The sequence below is a fragment of the Rhodoferax sp. genome, from assembly GCF_037143375.1.
Taxonomy (GTDB): Bacteria; Pseudomonadota; Gammaproteobacteria; order Burkholderiales; family Burkholderiaceae_C; genus Rhodoferax.
Genome location: NZ_JBAWYV010000076.1, coordinates 1 through 16,328 on the forward strand (window position 1 = coordinate 1; position 16,328 = coordinate 16,328).

Consider the following 16,328-nt stretch of genomic DNA (forward strand, 5'->3'; position numbering starts at 1 on the left):
ACGGAACCTCAGAGCCCATCTACGAGAAATACGTGCTCAAGGCAGTGGGTATCGTGCGCCTGGTAGGCAAGTAGATAGCAACAAAACGTCCTCGCCTTGAATCATCAAAAGCGGGGACGTGCGCATCAAACGTAGCGCTTGGCCATCGCCTCCAGCGACACCGGCTTGATCTTCGCGGCCATGCCCGCGCAGCCAAACGCCTCAAACCTTGCCTTTACGATGCCCCGCGCCGCATTGTTGGCCGCGACCAGTGCCTTGCGCGGGTCGAACTCGCCGGGTTGCTGGGCGCTTCGCTCACAACCTGAAAAAATGTATAAAATAATATACATGAACACCACCCCAGCGCCAAATAAAGAAATCCGGTGGATCGGGTCATCATTTAACGATCTCTGTGCTTTTCCTTTTGAACCCAAGAAGAAAGCAGGTTTTCAACTGCGTAAAGTTCAAGCAGGCATAGACCCGGACGACTGGAAACCTTTTGACGACGTGGGGGCAGGTGTCAGAGAAATTCGCATCAAAGATGCTCAAGGAATTTACCGCGTGATGTACGTTGCCAAATTTGAAGAGGCTGTTTACGTTTTGCACTGTTTTCAAAAGAAAACAGAGACCACCACAAAACATGACAAAGAAATTGCACAAACCCGGTACCGCAGTGTGCTGCACGCCAGAAAGGAAACCAAATGAACATTGACACAAGTGTCCGTCACGTCACCCAGCCCGATGCCAACTTGTTTGCTGAACTTGGTTTTTCTGCTGCCGATGCGGCTCAATTCCATGCTCAATCACAGCAGCAAATCAACGATACCCTCGCTCTGAAAGCGCAATTGATGGGGGAATTGTCGAAATGGATTGATGACAATCATTTGAAGCAAGCCCAAGCTGCGGAAATACTGATGGTTTCCCGCCCAAGGGTGTCCGATGTTGTGAACATGAAGGTGGGCAAATTCACCATCGACACCCTGGTGGATATGCTCAGCCGTATTGGGAAGCCTGTTAGATTGGTGGTTTCTTGATTACTTGTAGCGCTTCGCCATCGCCTCCAGCGAAACCGGTTTGATCTTCGCGGCCATGCCCGCGCAGCCAAACGCTTCAAACCTTGCCTTGACGATACCGCGAGCGGCATTTTTGGCCGCTACCAGCGCCTTGCGCGGGTCAAACTCGCCGGGCTGCTGGGCGAACAACTGGCGCATGGCGCCGGTCATGGCGAGGCGAATGTCGGTGTCGATGTTGATCTTGCGCACACCGCTTTGGATACCGCGCTGGATTTCTTCCACCGGCACGCCATAGGTTTCTTTGATGTCGCCACCAAACTGGCGAATGATCGCCAGCCACTCCTGCGGCACGCTGCTGGAGCCGTGCATCACCAGATGGGTATTGGGAATTTGCGCGTGGATGGCGACGATGCGGTCCATCGCCAGTATGTCGCCGGTGGGCTTGCGGGTAAATTTGTAGGCGCCGTGGCTGGTGCCGATGGCAATCGCCAGTGCGTCAACCCCGGTTTTTTCGACAAAGTCTTTCGCCTGCACCGGGTCGGTCAGCATCATGTCATGCGTCAGTTTGCCTTCGGCGCCAATGCCGTCTTCTTCACCCGCTTCGCCAGTTTCCAAACTGCCCAGGCAGCCCAGCTCACCTTCAACCGACACACCGATGGGGTGCGACATCTCGCAGACACGGCGGGTGATGTCCACGTTGTAGTCATAGCTGGCGGGCGTTTTGCCGTCGGTCATGAGCGAGCCGTCCATCATCACGCTGGTAAAGCCCGAGCGGATGGACTGCATGCACACGGCCGCCGAGGTGCCGTGGTCCTGATGGACGACCACCGGAATGTCGGGGTGGGTTTCTACCGCTGCCAACATCATGTGGCGCAGGTAGGCTTCACCGGCGTATTTGCGCGCACCGGCCGAGGCTTGCAGAATGACCGGGCTGTTGGTCTCCTGCGCCGCTTCCATGATGGCGATGATCTGCTCCAGGTTATTGACGTTGAACGCGGGCACGCCGTAGCCGTTTTCGGCGGCGTGGTCGAGGACTTGTCGAAGGGAAACGAAAGCCATTGAAATCTCCTTATTGTGAAACCTTGCGGGACAGATCGCAGTGACGCAAAGCGAACCAACTCTGTCCTCAACTAATTAGATAAATCGGGCTCTAGCCCTCGTACTACTTGCGTAAGTAGCTATTAAATCAATAGCAAATTAACCTGCCGCACGATTCTGCAAAATCTCGAACGCTGGCAAGGTTTTGCCCTCCAGCACTTCCAGAAAAGCACCGCCGCCGGTCGAGATGTAGCCCACGTCTTTCTCGATGCCGTACTTGGTGATGGCCGCCAGCGTGTCGCCACCGCCGGCAATCGAGAAGGCGCTGGAGGCGGCGATGGCTTGCGCAATCACCTTGGTGCCGTTCTCAAACGCGGCAAACTCGAACACCCCGACCGGACCGTTCCAGACGATGGTGCCCGCTTGCATGAGTTGGGCGGCCAGACGCTTGGCAGTCTCGGGGCCAATGTCCAGAATCAGGTCGTCGTCCGCCACGTCGGTCGCCGCTTTAACGGTGGCCACGGCATCGGCGCTGAAGGTTTTGGCTGTCACCACGTCGGTCGGGATCGGCACCTCGGCGCCACGTACTTTCATGGCCTCGATCACGGCTTTGGCATCGGCCACGAGCGTTGGCTCGGCCAGGCTTTTGCCAATGTTCAAGCCCGCCGCCAGCATGAAGGTGTTGGCAATGCCGCCGCCCACAATCAACTGGTCCACGTTCTTGGCCAGCGCTTGCAGAATGGTCAGCTTGCTCGACACCTTGCTGCCCGCCACGATCGCCACCAGCGGGCGCTTCGGGTTGGCCAGGGCTTTGCTGATGGCATCAATTTCTGCCGCCAGCAAGGGGCCGGCGCAGGCGATCGGGGCGAACTGGGCGATGCCGTAGGTGGTGCCTTCGGCGCGGTGCGCGGTGCCGAAAGCGTCGTGCACAAAGATGTCGCACAGGGCGGCCAGTTTGCGGGCCAGCGCCTCGTTATTTTTCTTCTCGCCCACGTTGAGTCGGCAGTTTTCCAGCATCACGATCTGGCCGGGCGCGACCTCGACGCCGTCCACCCAGTTGGACACCAGCGGCACCTCGCGGCCCAGCAACTCGCCCAGCCGCTTGGCGACCGGGGCCAGCGAATCCTCAGGCTTGAACGCGCCCTCGGTCGGTCGGCCCAGATGGCTGGTGACCATCACAGCCGCCCCGGCGTTCAAGGCCATCTGGATGCAGGGCACAGATGCCCGGATACGGGTGTCTTCGGTGATGTTGCCCGCTGCGTCCTGCGGCACATTCAGGTCGGCGCGAATGAATACGCGTTTTTTATCGGCGAAGCCGCTTTCGATGATGTCGGAGAAACGCAGAACTTTCACAGCGCACCTCCTTTTTTACCCGCCATCACACGCGCCATTTCCAGGCATTTGCTGGAGTAGCCCCATTCGTTGTCGTACCAGCTGACGACCTTCACAAACGTGCTGTCCAGCGTCATGCCGGCGTCCGCGTCAAACACGCTGGTGCAACTCTCGCCCCGGAAGTCGGTGGACACCACTTTCTCTTCGGTGTAGCCCAGCACGCCCTTCATGGCGCCTTGAGAGGCGGCCTTCATGACGGCGCAGATTTCCGCGTAAGTCGCTGGTTTTTCCAGCTCGCAGGTCAAATCAACCACCGACACATCGGAAGTAGGTACGCGAAACGACATGCCGGTGAGTTTCTTGTTGAGTTCAGGAATCACCACGCCGACCGCCTTGGCCGCACCGGTGCTGGAAGGAATGATGTTTTCCAGAATGCCCCGGCCACCGCGCCAGTCTTTGTTGCTTGGGCTGTCCACGGTTTTTTGGGTGGCGGTGGCGGCGTGGATGGTCGTCATCAAACCCCGCTTGATGCCCCAGTGGTCATTCAACACCTTGGCCACAGGCGCCAGGCAGTTGGTGGTGCACGAGGCATTGGAGATGATGGCTTCGCCAGCGTAAGTGCTGTCGTTCACGCCATAGACAAACATCGGCGTGTCGTCTTTGCTGGGGGCGGACATGATGACTTTTTTGGCGCCCGCGGTGATGTGCTTTTGCGCGGTTTCTTTGGTCAAAAACAGCCCGGTGGACTCGATCACGATATCGGCCCCGACTTCTGTCCAATTCAACTCAGCCGGGTCGCGCACGGCGGTCAGACGAATCTTCTTGCCGTTGACGATAAGGTGGTTGCCCTCAACCGAGATGTCGCCCTTGAAGCGGCCGTGCACCGAGTCAAACTGCAGCATGTAAGCCAGGTAATCCGGCTCCAGCAGGTCGTTGATACCCACGATTTCAATGTCGCTGAAATTTTGAACGGCAGCCCGAAACACCATACGCCCGATACGGCCGAAGCCGTTGATACCCACTTTGATTGTCATGACCAAGTCCTTAAGTAAAAATAAGCTCCAGCCCCCGCGCTACCTGCGCAAGCAGCTATTTATTTAGTAGCGCCGAGCAATCTGCGATGACCCGGTCTGGTGCGCAGGCTTCGATCGGCTGGCCCATGTTGTAGCCATAGGGCAGCGCCCAGACCGCCACGCCGGCATTGCGTGCGGTGGCCACGTCAATGCTGGAGTCGCCGACGAACAGGGCCCGGTTGCGGGGCATGTCAAACAAGGTCAGGCAGGCCTCGATGCCCGCCGGGTCCGGCTTCTTGGTGGGCAACGAGTCGCCGCTCACCACGAAGTCCAGCAAGGGCCGCATCTCGTGAAAGTTCAACACGGTCTCGGTAAACCGGCCCTCCTTGTTGGTCACCACCGCCAGCTTGACACCCCGCTCACGCAAAGCCACCAGCGTTTCTCGCACCTGCGGGTACAGGTGGCTGCGCGTACCGCAACGGCTTTGGTAGTGCTTGTCGAACTCGGCGGCAATCTCGGCAAAGCTGTCGCTGGACCGCACCGATTCCACATTGGTTTCCAGACTACTGGCCAGCGCCTGCACCAGCAGTTCACGGGTGCCGTGACCGATCCAGTCGCTCACCTGGGTTTGCGTCACTTCGGGCAGGTCGAAGTGGCGCATGGTGTCGTTGACGGCATCGCAAATTTCAGGGGCGGTTTCGATCAGCGTGCCGTCCAGATCGAACATCACCAAGCCATAGGTAGTCATGGTGTTTCAGTTGGTAGAAGTCACGATTTGATCCGGCAAGGGCACGGCGTTGCGGTGCGCTGCACGGTGCGCCAAGGTGCGCACGGCCTCCACGACCCGCTGAGCAGTGATGCCGAAATGGGCGTACAAATCCTTGGCCGGCGCCGACTCGCCAAAACTGGCAATGCCCAGCACCACCCCGGTGCGCCCGGCGTACTTGCGCCAGAAGTCCGGGTGCGCCGCCTCAATCGCCACCGTGGGCAGGCGCAGCGGCAGCACATCCTCCTGGTAGGCCTCGCTCTGGCGGTCAAACACATTGCTGCACGGCATCGACACCACGCGGGTCGCAATGCCCTCACTGGCCAGCATCGCTTGCGCCTGCATGGCCAGTTCCAGCTCGGAGCCGGTCGACAAGATCACCGCTTGGGCACCGGCCATGTCTGACAGCACATAGCCGCCACGGCGAATGCTGGCCGTCATGGCGGGCGCGGTGCTGGCGTCGCCACTCAGGCGTGGCAGGTTCTGACGCGACAGACACAAGGCACTAGGACCGTCACGGCGCTCAATGGCGTGGGCCCACGCCACCGCTGTTTCCAGCCCGTCGGCCGGACGCCACACGTCCAGGTTCGGGATGATGCGCAGGCTCGGAATGTGCTCCACGCTTTGGTGCGTTGGGCCGTCCTCGCCCAGGCCAATGCTGTCGTGCGTGAAGACATGAATCACGCGCAGCTTCATCAGTGCCGCCATGCGGATGGCGTTGCGGCTGTAGTCGCTGAACGTGAGGAAAGTGCCGCCGTAAGGAATGTAGCCACCGTGCAGGGCGATGCCGTTCATGATGGCGGCCATGCCGAACTCGCGCACACCGTAGCTCATGTGGTTGCCCCACTGGTCACGTGCGGCCTTGACGCAGCCCTTGAAGTTGGTCAGGTTGCTGCCGGTTAAATCGGCACTGCCACCGAAGAACTCAGGCACCAGGGGCGCCAACAAGTCGAGTGCATTCTGGCTGGCTTTGCGGGTCGCCACTGCCGCAGGTTGCGCGGCTATAGTGGCCAGCAATTCGGGTAACTTATCGGCAAAGGCAGGTAACAAGTCGCCCGCCATGCGGCGCTCAAACTCAGCGGCCTCCAGCGGGTACTGGCTGCGGTAGGCCTCAAAACGCTGGCGCCACTCTCGCTCGGCGACCACGCCACGCGAGGTGGCGTTCCAGGCGCCCGCGACATCGGCGGGAATCTCAAACGGCGCAGCAGTCCAGCCCAGTGCGGCGCGGGTGGCGGCCACTTCTGCAGCACCCAGTGCGGCACCGTGTACGTCGTGCGTGCCGGCCTTGTTGGGTGAGCCAAAACCAATGACGGTTTTGCAGCAGATCAGCGTTGGCTTGCCGTGCGGCAGCATGGCCTGTGCCTTGGCAGCGCGCACCGCTGCGTCCAGCGCTTGGGGGTCGTGACCGTCAACCGCCGCGATCACATTCCAGCCATAAGCCTCAAAGCGTTTGGGCGTGTCGTCGGTGAACCAGCCTTCAACATGGCCGTCAATCGAGATGCCGTTGTCGTCGTAAAACGCCACCAGCTTGGACAAGCGAAGCGTGCCTGCCAGCGAGCAGACTTCGTGGCTGATGCCTTCCATCAGGCAACCATCGCCCATGAAAACATAGGTGAAATGGTCAACGATGTGGTGGCTGGTTTCCTCGTCATCGCGGTTGAACTCGGTGGCCAGCAGTTTCTCGGCGAGCGCCATGCCCACCGCGTTGCTCAGGCCTTGGCCGAGCGGGCCGGTGGTGGTCTCCACGCCCGGGGTGACGCCCACTTCAGGGTGCCCGGCGGTCTTGCTGTGCAGCTGGCGGAAGTTTTTCAACTCGTCCATCGGCAGGTCGTAGCCGGTGAGGTGCAAGAGCGCATAAATCAGCATCGAGCCGTGGCCGTTGCTCAAGACAAAGCGGTCGCGGTTGGGCCACTGCGGGTTGGCCGGGTTGTGGCTCAGGTGGCGATTCCACAGCACCTCGGCAATGTCGGCCATGCCCATGGGCGCGCCGGGGTGACCCGACTTGGCTTTTTCAACGGCGTCGACGGCGAGCATGCGGATGGCGTTGGCCATCTGGCGGGCGAATTCAGGAGTAGGAGTATTCATGAAGAGGCTTTCTTTTGACGATCCATCATGCGCCAGACAAAGGGCGTGAAGATAAGTTGCATGGCGAGTTCCATCTTGCCGCCGGGCACCACGATGGTGTTGGCGCGGCTCATAAAGCTGGCGTCAATCATGTTGAGCAGGTACTGAAAATCGATGCCCTTGGGGCTGGAGAAGCGGATCACCACCATGCTCTCATCGGCGCTGGGGATGTCACGGGCGATGAATGGATTAGAGGTGTCCACCATTGGCACGCGCTGGAAGTTGACATGCGTGTGCATGAACTGCGGGCAGATGTAGTTCACGTAATCGGGCATGCGGCGCAGGATGGTGTCGGTGACCGCCTCGGTGCTGTAGCCGCGTTGTTTTTTGTCGCGGTAGAGTTTTTGAATCCACTCCAGGTTGATGACCGGCACCACCCCCACCAGCAAATCTGGGTGCTGGGCGATGTTGACTTCTGGCGTCACCACGGCGCCATGCAGACCTTCGTAAAAGAGCAAATCGGTCTTGTCGGGCACATCTTCCCACGGCGTGAAGGTGCCGGGGTCTTGCTGGTAGGGCGCGGCCTCTTCGGTGTCGTGCAAGTATTTGCGGCGCTTGCCGGTGCCGGTTTTGGCGTAGTCGCGAAACAGCGCTTCGAGTTCGGGGAACATGTTGTTCTCAGGACCAAAGTGGCTGAAGTTGTTGTTGCCTGCGGCCTCGGCCTCGGCCGCCTTGATCTTCATGGTCTTGCGGTCGTGGCGGTGAAAACTGTCGCCTTCGATGATGGCGGCTTTGACGTTCTCGCGGCGAAAGATGTTTTCAAATGTCTTGGTGACCGACGAGGTGCCCGCACCAGAGGAACCGGTGATGGCGATGATGGGGTGGCGTTCAGACATGGTGGCGTCTCCTGGAGTAAAAATTTATATCAAATCGGGCTCTAGCCCTTGCTATGCTTGCGTAAGCAGCTATTTAATAAATAGCACTTTATCAGTATGGGACAGCGCTTCGGACTGTCCCGCAAGCCTGCTAATCCCGAAACAAGCTGCGCTCGGCAAACAAGGGGTTTTTCAACTCCACCTGGACCGGCTCGGCGTGGTAACGCTCGATGCGCTCTACCTCGTTTTTGGAACCAAACACCAGTCCGATGCGCTGGTGCAGCGAGGTCGGTTGCACGCCCAGCATGGGCACCTCGCCGGTACTGGCGCGGCCACCGGCTTGCTCCATGATCATGCCGATCGGGTTGGCCTCATAGAGCAGGCGCAAGCGGCCCGGCTTGCTGGCGTCCTTGGTGTCGCGCGGGTACAAAAAGACCCCGCCGCGCATCAGGATGCGGTGCGCTTCGGCCACCATGCTGGCGATCCAGCGCATGTTGAAATCCTTGTCGCGCGCACCGGTTTTACCGGCCAGGCATTCGTCCACATAGCGCTTGACCGGCGCCTCCCAGAAGCGGGCGTTCGAGGCATTGATGGCGAACTCGTGCGTATCTTCCGGAATTTTCATCTTGGGGTGCGTCAGCATGAACTCGCCCAGGTTGGGGTCGAGCGTGAAGGCGTTGACGCCGTCACCCACCGTCAGCACCAACATCGTGGTGGGGCCGTACAAGGCGTAACCAGCGGCCATTTGCTTAGCCCCTGGCTGAAAGAAATCAGCGTCCACCACATCCCGGCCGCTGTCAATCACGGCTTGCGGCGCGCGCAAGATGCTGAAGATACTGCCCACCGACACATTCACATCGATGTTGCTGGAGCCATCCAGCGGGTCAAACACAATCAGGTAGTTGCCGCGCGGGTACTGCGCTGGAATCTGGTAGGGCACGTCCATTTCTTCGGACGCCATGCCAGCGAGGTTGCCGGCCCATTCGGTACGGTGGATGAAAACCTCGTTGGAGAGCACGTCAAGTTTCTTTTGTGTCTCGCCCTGCACATTGACCGAGCCGCCTTCGTCTTCGGCATGGTTACCCATGAGGCCAGCCAGTTCACCATAGGCCACGGCTTTAGCAATGCCTTTACAGGCCAGGGCGACGTCCAAAATCAGGGCGTTGAAATCACCACTGGCTTGGGGGTAGCGGCGGCGTTCCTCAATCAGGAATTGGGTCAGGGTGGACCGGTTGGTTCGATTGGTCAGTGACATGGTGATAAGTCTCCTCGTTATATAAATTATTGACCGGGGTGCGCGGCGCGGCGCAGGGCATTCATCACGGTGTGGTAGCCGCCATCGGCATCCGGCGCGCTGAACACCGCACTGCCCGCCACGCAGGTGTCGGCACCGGCGGCGACGATTTCTTGAATGTTGTCGATCTTGACGCCACCATCCACCTGCAACCAGATCGGTTGGCCACCCCGGGCCTGGTGCGCCTCGATGCGCTGGCGCACAGTGCGCAGCTTGCCCAAAGTGCTAGGAATAAACTTTTGCCCCCCAAAACCGGGGTTCACGCTCATCAGCAAAATCATGTCGAGGCGGTCCATGACATGGTCCAGCCATTCCACCGATGTGGCGGGGTTGAGCACCAGCCCGGCCTTGCAGCCATGCTCCTTGATGAGTTGCAGGGTGCGGTCCACATGCTTGGAAGCTTCGGGGTGGAAGGTGATGATGCTGGCACCGGCCTTGGCAAACAACGGAATCAGCGCGTCCACCGGCTCCACCATCAAATGCACATCAATAGGAATCGTCACATGTGGGCGAATCGCCTCGCACACCAGCGGGCCGATGGTCAGGTTAGGCACGTAGTGGTTGTCCATCACGTCAAAGTGAACGAGGTCAGCACCGGCGGCCTGAATGGCACGCACTTCTTCACCCAAACGGGCAAAGTCGGCGGACAAAATGCTGGGGGCGAGGCGCAGGATAGGAGAAGTTGAAGTAGTCATGGTGCAGCTTTCTATAGACATTTATTTCACGCGCTCAGCGGGCTGGCTTTCAGCATGCCAGTGGCGCAGCTGAGACAAGTTGATCTGACTCAAGTCCGGCACAACCCGCATGGCGGCGCCAAAATTTTGGTGTGCGGTGTAGCGTGTAGGCGTGATTAGCGTGGCTAGGCCCGCGGCCGTGGCAGCGCGCAAACCATTGCTGGAGTCTTCAAACGCCAGACACGCTGCAGGCGGGAGTTGGAGCTTTGATAGCATTTGCAAGTACACCTGCGGATGCGGTTTTTTGAGTGGCGCGGTCGAGGCGTCGCCAATGGCCGTGAAGTTCAGGCGCCAATCCGGCCCCACCGCGTGACGCAGCAGCGCGGCAATGTTCACGGGCGACGTGGTGGTGGCAATGGCAAGTTGCAATCCTTGCGACAAAGCCTCGTCCATCAGCTTGAGCACACCGGGGCGCAAGCTCACGGCGCCCTCATTGACGGCGCGCTCGTAGGCGGCGGTTTTGAACTCGTGCAATCGATTGATGGTTTCCTGCAAGGCCATGGCACCCACTTCCTGCATGTCGGGCTGGGTGGTTTTCCAGTAATGCAGGATGCGCTCCTTGCCGCCCGAAATATCCAGCAACTTGGTGTAGAGCGCCTCGTCCCACTCCCAGTCCATGCCCAACTCGGCAAACGCCTGGTTGAAGGCCGCACGGTGCACACTCTCGGTGTCGGCCAAGGTGCCATCGACATCAAATATCAGGGCATTCAAAGGGATTGCTGTCATGGGCGTCTTTCAAAAAGAGAGAACAATTTAGTTCACATATCAGCGAACATGGATTTACTTTAATCGGCTTAACTCATAAACTCCAATCACGTTTTATTGATAAGTCATCAGAATTAACTGATGGGAAAGGAGCCCCACATGCGCCCGTACACGCTGAAACAGCTGCAGACCTTCATGGAAGTGGCGCGGCAACGCTCGGTTTCAAAAGCCGCCGAGCGATTATTTGTGACCCAACCTGCGGTGTCGATGCAGATTCGTCAACTTGAAGACGCTTTTGGCGTGCCCTTGATCGAACCCGCCGGACGCAACATCCGCCTCACCAATGCTGGCGAGGCTTTCCTGACCCACGCGATTGCCGCGATGGGGCAACTTAAAGACCTAGAAGCGCTGATGGCCGAGCATGTGGGCCTCAAAAAAGGGCGCATTGACCTTGCGGTGGTGACCACCTCGAAATACTTCATCCCCATGCTGCTAGTGCGCTTCAACAAACAGTTTCAGGGCATTGACATCCAGCTCAAGATTGACAACCGCGAAAACATACTGGGCCAACTGGCGCGCAACGAGGCCGACCTGGTGGTAATGGGCCGAGCCCCGGCCGACCTGGACTGCGAAGCCACTCCCTTTGCCACCAACCCGCTGGCCATCGTGGCAGCGCCCGACCACGAACTGGTGCGGCGCAAAAAACTGCCGTTCACGGTGCTGGGCGATCATCGTTTTGTGGTGCGCGAAGCCGGCTCAGGCACCCGTGCCGCCATGGAGCGCTTATTTGCGGAGCACCAGACCCCGTTGAAAGTGGTGATGGAAATGCCCAGCAACGAGACTATCAAACAAGCCGTGATGGCCGGTATGGGCATGAGCTTCCTGAGCCTGCGCACCGTGCGCCACGAGTTGGCCAGCGGTCACCTGGCGCTGGTTGATATTGAAGGGCTGCCGCAAATGGGCAACTGGTACATCACCCACCTGAGCCACAAAAAACTGTCGCCCGCTGCCAAGGCGTTCAAAGCGTTTTTGATCGAGCAAGGCGGGGGGCTGATGGATTCGTGGAGTTAATACGGCGAGAGGACAATCCCGACAACGTAAATCAATAACAAACCATTAAGGGAGTAGACCAGCAAGAAAGCGCATCCATTTGACCTACGCAGCACATGCGCATAATATGCGCATAACTTACAACAAGGAATTTCATATGCCCGTCACATCGCCTTCAGTCCGAAAACGCCCCGTTAACCTGACGCTGAACGATGGCCTGGTCGCGCAGGCCAAAGCCTATACCAGCAACTTGTCGGCCACCATGGAGTCATTGTTGGCCGAGTTTGTGTCGCAGCAGCAGCAGAATCAACGCAGCCGCCAGCAGATGGCCGATGCATGCGCCGACGACTGGAACGCAGTGCATGCCTCGGTCGGTTCGTTTGCTGACGAACACTCCACCTTGTAATGGCGCAGTTTGACGTCCACCGCAACAAGGGCGCGTTGCGTGAATCAATTCCCTTTGTGGTGCTGGTGCAATCCGCCCAGTTTGACCGTTACCGTCGTCGCGTCGTGGTGCCGCTGGTGCGCTTGTCGGCCCTGCCAGCCCACACGCCCACCGCTGGATCGCGTATGAACCCGACGTTTACCGTGGGGGGCGTTAAGGTGGTGCTACACCCGTTGGACATGGTCTCGGTATCTCAGGAGCAACTGGGTGAACATATCGGATCGCTCGCCAGCCAGGGACAAAGCATTTCGGATGCACTGGATGAGCTACTCACCCGGTCCTGGGGTTAACACCTCACGCGCGCCAGCCGACGGAGCTGTCCAGCACAAACGACTGGGCGCGGCCGACGGCTTCTAAAGTTTGAACGCATCAAGCTCTAACTCTTGATTTACATGCGGCAGCAGCTCACTATTTAATAGCGTTTTTTTCGGATTTTAGAGAGGCGGCATGGGGAAAATTTACACCCCAATCTTCTTGTGACTTGGCCAACTCAGCCAAGTCGGCCTCACGATTACCTTTACCCAATGAACCACAGGCGCCTTGAGAAACACCCAGTTCTCCCCCAGACTGATAACGCGCCTGCGCCAACAGAAACTTTTCATTGCGTGGGGGTGGGTTTTCCATCAACTCAAGCAAGCGCAACGACTCCCGACGGGTCAGCGAAAGCGTCGATTCTGTTTCAATCACGCTGACGGAAGTCGTTGGCAAGTTATCTTGCATGGCGCCCTACCCCTCCAGCACACCATGCAGCGCCACAAAAGCCTGCGTCAATTTATGGCTGGGGTCCATGTAAATCATCGGCAACGACTGCTCGTGCGATTCGCGGATCTTGACCGAAGACGGCAGGTAGGGTTGCAGCACCGGCAGGCCTTCAGCCACCAATTCGGCCACCATGCGCTGGGGCAGGTTGGCACGCGGCTGAAACTGGTTCACCACAATGCCCTTGACCACCAGATTGGGGTTGTGGTCCGCGCGAATTTCACGCACGTTGTCCATCAGGGTGTAGAGCGCCTTGCGGGCAAATTCATCGCAGTCAAACGGAATCAGGCAACCACTGGCGCCAATCAGTGCCGAGCGGGTGAAAAAGTTCAACGCGGGCGGCGTGTCGATGTAGATGCGGTCGTAGCCACCGGCCAGTTGCTGCAGGGCCTCGCGCAGCTTGAAAACCTTTTGACGCGACTCCAGCTTGCTCTCCAACTCGCCCAACGCGGGGCTGGAGGGCATGACGTGCAGGTGTTCGTGCGGTGTGGTGACGATGAATTCGGTCGGCAGCACGGTACGAAAGCTGTAGCTCAGCGAGTTCTCAAAAAACCCCGCCACATTGGGCTGGTCGTCTTTGGCCTGTGCGCCCAGCAGGTAGCTGCTGGAGTTGCCTTGGGAGTCCAGGTCAATCACCAAAGTGCGCAGACCTTGACTCGCACTGATGGCGGCCAGATTGCAGGTGATGGTGGATTTGCCAACTCCCCCCTTTTGATTGAAAACGACGAGTGCCATGACACGATTCCTTGTGCGGGTGAACGATTGAAAAAAACAGGACTGCTGAATTGTGACCGGCTTCAACACATCACTAATAACTTATGCCACCTAAATTTAATTTGAATTTTCATTATGAATAAGCCTCTCTATAGTTCACCTCATCGCCACCCCAGTTACCCATAACAGGAGATTTCACATGGATCAATCGAACCGTTACGCCGACCTCAGCCTCAAGGAAGAGGACCTCATCAAAGGCGGCCGCCACATTCTGGTGGCCTACAAAATGGCGCCCAAATCAGGGCACGGCTACCTCGAAGCTGCCGCTCACTTTGCGGCCGAGTCGTCCACCGGTACCAATGTCGAGGTCTCCACCACCGATGATTTCACGCGCGGCGTGGATGCGCTGGTCTACTACATTGACGAAGCCACCGAAGACATGCGGATTGCCTATCCGATTGACTTGTTTGACCGCAATGTGACCGATGGCCGCTTCATGCTGGTGTCGTTCCTGACGCTGGTCATTGGCAACAACCAGGGCATGGGTGACATCAAACACGCCAAGATTCACGACTTTTACATGCCCGAGCGCGTCATCCAGATGTTTGACGGCCCGGCCAAAGACATCTCTGACCTGTGGCGCATTCTGGGTCGCCCGGTGGTGAACGGTGGCTACATTGCCGGCACCATCATCAAGCCCAAGCTGGGTCTGCGCCCCGAGCCGTTTGCCCAAGCGGCCTACCAGTTCTGGCTGGGTGGTGACTTTATCAAGAACGACGAACCCCAGGGCAACCAGGTGTTTGCGCCGATCAAGAAAGTGCTGCCGCTGGTCTATGACTCGCTGAAGCGCGCTCAGGACGAAACCGGCCAGCCCAAGCTGTTCTCGATGAACATCACCGCTGACGATCACTACGAAATGCTGGCCCGCGCCGACTACGCGCTGGAAGTATTCGGCCCCGATGCTGACAAGCTGGCGTTTCTGGTGGACGGCTTTGTGGGCGGCCCCGGCATGATCACCACGGCCCGTCGTCAGTACCCTAACCAGTACCTGCATTACCACCGCGCCGGTCACGGCATGATCACCTCACCTTCAGCCAAGCGCGGCTACACCGCTTTTGTGCTGGCCAAAATGAGCCGTTTGCAAGGGGCTTCAGGCATCCACGTCGGCACCATGGGTTACGGCAAGATGGAAGGCGAAGGCGACGACCGGGGCATTGCCTACATGATCGAGCGCGACGAGTGCCAAGGTCCGGTTTACTTCCAGAAATGGTACGGCATGAAGCCCACCACGCCCATCATCTCGGGCGGCATGAATGCGCTGCGTCTGCCCGGCTTCTTCGAGAATTTGGGCCACGGCAATGTGATCAACACAGCGGGTGGCGGCGCCTACGGCCACATCGACTCGCCCGCTGCCGGGGCGGTGTCGCTGCGCCAATCCTACGAATGCTGGAAGTCAGGCGCTGACCCGATTGAGTATGCCAAGGAGCACAAGGAATTTGCGCGGGCGTTTGAGTCGTTCCCCGGAGATGCGGACAAGCTGTTCCCAGGCTGGCGTGAGAAGTTGGGTGTGCACAAGTAGGACTGTTTACTGGGGTTAGGTTCAAGGGGGCAGACTTTCAGTTTTGTGCGAGCTTGTTGCGACGGGCAGCCCTGCGCCGTTCGTGTCCCCCAGCGGCTTTCAGCCGCTTCCTCCTTGACCTCACTTTGCAGGGCAACCCGCCACAACAAGCCTTGAGCCGCTGTTGGTGTCAAGTTCAATTTAATTCAATTCAGGTCAGTTGAGTACAGTCAGCTATTCAACACAAACGCGAGCAGCGTGCGTTGGGTGACTGACGAAGCGAAGTCAAGGAGGAGGTTCGGACGCAGTCCGAACCGGGGGACATGAGCGCAGTCAGTCACCCAACGCGCGCTGCGGATAAAGTAGACAAGCAACAAAAATAGTGACCACAGAGGAAACAGCAATGACAAATCTGGCACAGCAATACAGCATCCCCCAACAGCCGTTCTACCAACCGCAGTCCAACGAAGTCACGCTCTACGAGGCCGCTTACAAAGCCCGCCTGCCAGTGATGGTGAAAGGCCCAACCGGGTGCGGCAAGTCGCGATTTATCGAATACATGGCCTGGAAGCTGGGCAAACCGCTGATCACCGTGGCGTGCAATGAAGACATGACGGCGTCAGATCTGGTCGGGCGCTATTTGCTGGAGTCCAACGGCACGCGCTGGCTCGACGGACCGCTGACTACGGCGGCACGTATCGGCGCCATTTGCTACCTCGACGAGATTGTGGAAGCGCGTCAAGACACCACGGTGGTGATTCACCCGCTGACTGACCACCGCCGCCAGTTACCGCTGGACAAACGCGGCGAGTTGGTCCACGCGCACCCCGATTTTCAGCTGGTCATCTCCTACAACCCCGGTTACCAGAGTTTGATGAAAGACCTGAAACAGTCGACCAAGCAACGGTTCGTCGGCTTTGATTTTGACTACCCTCCTGCGGCACTCGAAGCCACTATTGTCGCCACAGAAACCGGCATGGACTTTGAAA

The 16,328-nt window shown here is 58.5% G+C and carries 18 protein-coding genes and 1 pseudogene; 7 read left to right on the forward strand and 12 right to left on the reverse strand.

The genetic code is table 11. The annotated features are described in order from the left end of the window. Nucleotides 1-125: 125 nt before the first annotated feature. Nucleotides 126-272, reverse strand: a pseudogene (locus tag WCG50_RS11990) (fructose-1,6-bisphosphate aldolase); the annotation flags it as partial. 55 nt (nucleotides 273-327) lie between these two features. Here WCG50_RS11990 and WCG50_RS11995 point away from each other — a divergent pair. Beyond that, entirely contained in the window at nucleotides 328-684 is a 357-nt protein-coding gene (locus WCG50_RS11995) for a type II toxin-antitoxin system RelE/ParE family toxin (protein WP_336899837.1), read from the forward strand. Then, nucleotides 681-1,013 (forward strand): XRE family transcriptional regulator, encoded by a 333-nt coding sequence (locus WCG50_RS12000; RefSeq protein ID WP_336899838.1) that lies wholly within the window; start codon nucleotides 681-683, stop codon nucleotides 1,011-1,013. Before WCG50_RS11995 ends, WCG50_RS12000 begins: the two co-directional genes overlap by 4 nt. Here WCG50_RS12000 and fba read toward each other — a convergent pair whose 3' ends face one another. The 9 genes from fba to WCG50_RS12045 form a co-directional block, all read right to left on the reverse strand. Next, the gene (fba, locus tag WCG50_RS12005) at nucleotides 1,014-2,051 is read right to left on the reverse strand and encodes a class II fructose-bisphosphate aldolase (protein WP_336899839.1); all 1,038 of its coding nucleotides are present in this window, start codon (nucleotides 2,049-2,051) and stop codon (nucleotides 1,014-1,016) included. A gap of 138 nt (nucleotides 2,052-2,189) precedes the next feature. Beyond that, the gene (locus WCG50_RS12010; RefSeq protein ID WP_336899840.1) at nucleotides 2,190-3,383 is read right to left on the reverse strand and encodes a phosphoglycerate kinase; all 1,194 of its coding nucleotides are present in this window, start codon (nucleotides 3,381-3,383) and stop codon (nucleotides 2,190-2,192) included. Beyond that, a complete protein-coding gene (gene gap, locus WCG50_RS12015; RefSeq protein ID WP_336899841.1) occupies nucleotides 3,380-4,396 on the reverse strand; it encodes a type I glyceraldehyde-3-phosphate dehydrogenase in 1,017 nt (338 codons plus the stop codon). Before gap ends, WCG50_RS12010 begins: the two co-directional genes overlap by 4 nt. A 55-nt stretch (nucleotides 4,397-4,451) precedes the next feature. Further along, nucleotides 4,452-5,123, reverse strand: coding sequence for an HAD-IA family hydrolase (locus WCG50_RS12020; protein ID WP_336899842.1), 672 nt, complete (start codon nucleotides 5,121-5,123; stop codon nucleotides 4,452-4,454). A 6-nt stretch (nucleotides 5,124-5,129) separates the two neighbouring features. Continuing rightward, a complete protein-coding gene (gene tkt, locus WCG50_RS12025; RefSeq protein WP_336899843.1) occupies nucleotides 5,130-7,226 on the reverse strand; it encodes a transketolase in 2,097 nt (698 codons plus the stop codon). Continuing rightward, entirely contained in the window at nucleotides 7,223-8,101 is an 879-nt protein-coding gene (locus WCG50_RS12030) for a phosphoribulokinase (RefSeq protein WP_336899844.1), read from the reverse strand. Before WCG50_RS12030 ends, tkt begins: the two co-directional genes overlap by 4 nt. Before the next feature lie 130 nt (nucleotides 8,102-8,231). Continuing rightward, nucleotides 8,232-9,335, reverse strand: a complete 1,104-nt coding sequence (locus WCG50_RS12035; protein ID WP_336899845.1) for a class 1 fructose-bisphosphatase — start codon at nucleotides 9,333-9,335, stop codon at nucleotides 8,232-8,234. A gap of 26 nt (nucleotides 9,336-9,361) precedes the next feature. Beyond that, nucleotides 9,362-10,069: a ribulose-phosphate 3-epimerase gene (rpe, locus tag WCG50_RS12040; protein WP_336899846.1), complete on the reverse strand. Its 708-nt coding sequence runs from the start codon at nucleotides 10,067-10,069 to the stop codon at nucleotides 9,362-9,364. Between the two features lie 21 nt (nucleotides 10,070-10,090). Continuing rightward, the gene (locus WCG50_RS12045; RefSeq protein ID WP_336899847.1) at nucleotides 10,091-10,834 is read right to left on the reverse strand and encodes an HAD-IA family hydrolase; all 744 of its coding nucleotides are present in this window, start codon (nucleotides 10,832-10,834) and stop codon (nucleotides 10,091-10,093) included. Nucleotides 10,835-10,972: 138 nt separating this feature from the next. Between WCG50_RS12045 and WCG50_RS12050 the strand changes: the two genes are divergently transcribed. The 3 genes from WCG50_RS12050 (at nucleotide 10,973) to WCG50_RS12060 (ending at nucleotide 12,598) form a co-directional block, all read left to right on the forward strand. Continuing rightward, the gene (locus WCG50_RS12050) at nucleotides 10,973-11,884 is read left to right on the forward strand and encodes a LysR family transcriptional regulator (RefSeq protein WP_336899848.1); all 912 of its coding nucleotides are present in this window, start codon (nucleotides 10,973-10,975) and stop codon (nucleotides 11,882-11,884) included. 136 nt (nucleotides 11,885-12,020) lie between these two features. Continuing rightward, on the forward strand, nucleotides 12,021-12,269 hold the full coding sequence (locus WCG50_RS12055) for a type II toxin-antitoxin system CcdA family antitoxin (protein ID WP_336899849.1): 249 nt from the start codon (nucleotides 12,021-12,023) through the stop codon (nucleotides 12,267-12,269). Beyond that, entirely contained in the window at nucleotides 12,269-12,598 is a 330-nt protein-coding gene (locus WCG50_RS12060) for a CcdB family protein (RefSeq protein WP_336899850.1), read from the forward strand. Before WCG50_RS12055 ends, WCG50_RS12060 begins: the two co-directional genes overlap by 1 nt. A gap of 118 nt (nucleotides 12,599-12,716) precedes the next feature. Here the strand turns inward: WCG50_RS12060 and WCG50_RS12065 are convergent, their stop codons facing one another. Then, the gene (locus tag WCG50_RS12065; RefSeq protein ID WP_336899851.1) at nucleotides 12,717-13,028 is read right to left on the reverse strand and encodes a hypothetical protein; all 312 of its coding nucleotides are present in this window, start codon (nucleotides 13,026-13,028) and stop codon (nucleotides 12,717-12,719) included. A 6-nt stretch (nucleotides 13,029-13,034) separates the two neighbouring features. After that, entirely contained in the window at nucleotides 13,035-13,802 is a 768-nt protein-coding gene (locus tag WCG50_RS12070; RefSeq protein WP_336899852.1) for a ParA family protein, read from the reverse strand. A 178-nt stretch (nucleotides 13,803-13,980) separates the two neighbouring features. Between WCG50_RS12070 and WCG50_RS12075 the strand changes: the two genes are divergently transcribed. Next, nucleotides 13,981-15,360: a ribulose-bisphosphate carboxylase gene (locus tag WCG50_RS12075; RefSeq protein WP_336899853.1), complete on the forward strand. Its 1,380-nt coding sequence runs from the start codon at nucleotides 13,981-13,983 to the stop codon at nucleotides 15,358-15,360. Nucleotides 15,361-15,742: 382 nt separating this feature from the next. Continuing rightward, nucleotides 15,743-16,328 (forward strand): AAA family ATPase (locus WCG50_RS12080; protein ID WP_336899854.1); only part of this gene is annotated, 586 nt, incomplete at its 3' end.

Bases quoted from the DNA above. Each gene is read 5' to 3' on its own strand.
- WCG50_RS12020 (WP_336899842.1), bottom strand. From the start codon at position 5,123: ATGACTACCTATGGCTTGGTGATGTTCGATCTGGACGGCACGCTGATC.
- WCG50_RS12070 (WP_336899852.1), bottom strand. From the start codon at position 13,802: ATGGCACTCGTCGTTTTCAATCAAAAGGGGGGAGTTGGCAAATCCACC.
- WCG50_RS11995 (WP_336899837.1), top strand. From the start codon at position 328: ATGAACACCACCCCAGCGCCAAATAAAGAAATCCGGTGGATCGGGTCA.
- gap (WP_336899841.1), bottom strand. From the start codon at position 4,396: ATGACAATCAAAGTGGGTATCAACGGCTTCGGCCGTATCGGGCGTATG.
- WCG50_RS12000 (WP_336899838.1), top strand. From the start codon at position 681: ATGAACATTGACACAAGTGTCCGTCACGTCACCCAGCCCGATGCCAAC.
- WCG50_RS12045 (WP_336899847.1), bottom strand. From the start codon at position 10,834: ATGACAGCAATCCCTTTGAATGCCCTGATATTTGATGTCGATGGCACC.
- WCG50_RS12030 (WP_336899844.1), bottom strand. From the start codon at position 8,101: ATGTCTGAACGCCACCCCATCATCGCCATCACCGGTTCCTCTGGTGCG.
- tkt (WP_336899843.1), bottom strand. From the start codon at position 7,226: ATGAATACTCCTACTCCTGAATTCGCCCGCCAGATGGCCAACGCCATC.
- WCG50_RS12075 (WP_336899853.1), top strand. From the start codon at position 13,981: ATGGATCAATCGAACCGTTACGCCGACCTCAGCCTCAAGGAAGAGGAC.
- WCG50_RS12055 (WP_336899849.1), top strand. From the start codon at position 12,021: ATGCCCGTCACATCGCCTTCAGTCCGAAAACGCCCCGTTAACCTGACG.
- WCG50_RS12050 (WP_336899848.1), top strand. From the start codon at position 10,973: ATGCGCCCGTACACGCTGAAACAGCTGCAGACCTTCATGGAAGTGGCG.
- WCG50_RS12060 (WP_336899850.1), top strand. From the start codon at position 12,269: ATGGCGCAGTTTGACGTCCACCGCAACAAGGGCGCGTTGCGTGAATCA.
- fba (WP_336899839.1), bottom strand. From the start codon at position 2,051: ATGGCTTTCGTTTCCCTTCGACAAGTCCTCGACCACGCCGCCGAAAAC.
- WCG50_RS12035 (WP_336899845.1), bottom strand. From the start codon at position 9,335: ATGTCACTGACCAATCGAACCAACCGGTCCACCCTGACCCAATTCCTG.
- rpe (WP_336899846.1), bottom strand. From the start codon at position 10,069: ATGACTACTTCAACTTCTCCTATCCTGCGCCTCGCCCCCAGCATTTTG.
- WCG50_RS12065 (WP_336899851.1), bottom strand. From the start codon at position 13,028: ATGCAAGATAACTTGCCAACGACTTCCGTCAGCGTGATTGAAACAGAA.